This window comes from Bradyrhizobium pachyrhizi (assembly GCF_001189245.1).
Lineage (GTDB): Bacteria > Pseudomonadota > Alphaproteobacteria > Rhizobiales > Xanthobacteraceae > Bradyrhizobium > Bradyrhizobium pachyrhizi.
The window spans coordinates 175,156-176,615 of record NZ_LFIQ01000084.1; the positions used below are offsets into that span (position 1 = coordinate 175,156).

Here is a 1,460-nt window from a genome sequence, read left to right on the forward strand (position 1 = left end):
CGCGGATCAAATGAAGGTCTCTGGAATGCTGGATCGCCCGGTCGAGCCGGGCGATGACAGCGGAGCAAATGGATCAACCGCCCATCTTCGCGATCAGCGCGTCGGACACCTCGAAATTGGCGAACACATTCTGCACGTCGTCGTGCTCGTTGAGCAGGTCCATCAGCTTCAGCAGCTTTTCGCCGGTCTCGTCGTCGACCGAAACGGTGTTCTGCGGCTTCCAGGTCAGCGCCGCCTTGCGCGGCTCGCCGAACTTCGCTTCCAGCGCTTTTGCGACTTCGCGGAAGGTGTCCTGCGAGGCGTAGACCTCGTGGCCGCCCTCGCTGGAGACCACGTCGTCGGCGCCGGCCTCGATCGCGGCGTCCAGCATCGCGTCGTCGGAGGCGACCTTGGCGTCGTATTCGATGATGCCGGTGCGATCGAACATGAAGGCGACCGAGCCGGTTTCGCCGAGATTGCCGCCCGACTTGGTGAAGAAGGAGCGGATGTCGGAAGCAGCGCGGTTGCGGTTGTCGGTCAGCGCCTCGACGATGACGGCGACGCCGCCGGGGCCATAACCCTCGTAGCGGATCTCGTCGTAGTTCTCGCCGTCATTGCCCGCGGCCTTCTTGATGGCGCGGTCGATATTGTCCTTGGGCATGTTCTCGGCGCGGGCCGCGACCACGGCGGCGCGCAGCCGCGGATTCATCGCCGGGTCCGGGGTACCGAGCTTGGCCGCCACGGTGATTTCGCGGGCCAGCTTGCCGAAAAGCTTCGACTTCTGGGCATCCTGCCGGCCCTTGCGGTGCATGATGTTCTTGAATTGGGAATGGCCGGCCATGCGACGTCTCTTCGGAGCTTAGGGTCTGAACAGGGATGGAAAACGCGGCCTTATAGGCCCCTCACGGTCAAAATCAAAGGATCGGCGGGGCCCTACGGCGGAGGAATACTACCGCAAGCCGGAATATGAGGCACTTGTTAACCATGACTTCACGCCCGGATGCGAGGATCGCCCCGTCCCGCCGCAACTTTCCACAGCCCCTAAAGAGCCCACATGGCGTTCGGTTTGTTTCGAAAGCAAGTGCCGGAGCCGGCTGCGCCGGCCGTCGCGCCGCAGGTTCCAACCGCGGCCGCCACCCCTCAGGTCTCGACCGAGACTGATTCGGCCAAGGATTCGTCCAAGGAAATCCTGGAATTGCTGGAACTCGAGCTCGGGGCGATGATCCGCCAGCTCGAGCGCGCCGCGAGCTCGGTCGCCGACGGCGCCGAGGCGACGGCAGCCAAGCTCGCCACCATTCGCGCCCGCACCGATGCGCTGACCGGCCGCAGCAGCGATGCGCAGAGCACCGCGACGACGTTCTCGCAAGCCGCCGACCGTTTCACCCACTCCGCCGAGGGCATCGGCGCGCAGGTGCGCAGCGCGAGCCAGCTCGCCGACGACGCCGCGGCCGCGGCGCGCGAGGCCACCGACAATGTCGATC

At 65.4% G+C, this 1,460-nt stretch carries 1 protein-coding gene and 1 pseudogene; one reads left to right on the forward strand and one right to left on the reverse strand.

From position 1 onward, the window contains the following. Positions 1-73 precede the first annotated feature (73 nt). Positions 74-820, reverse strand: coding sequence for a YebC/PmpR family DNA-binding transcriptional regulator (locus AKL29_RS19620; RefSeq protein ID WP_050385252.1), 747 nt, complete (start codon positions 818-820; stop codon positions 74-76). Positions 821-1,033: 213 nt separating this feature from the next. Between AKL29_RS19620 and AKL29_RS45125 the strand changes: the two are divergent. Beyond that, positions 1,034-1,460 (forward strand): annotated as a pseudogene (locus tag AKL29_RS45125) (methyl-accepting chemotaxis protein); the annotation flags it as partial.

What these genes read in the sequence shown, in the direction of transcription:
- AKL29_RS19620 (WP_050385252.1), bottom strand. Translation starts at nt 820, where the DNA reads ATGGCCGGCCATTCCCAATTCAAGAACATCATGCACCGCAAGGGCCGG.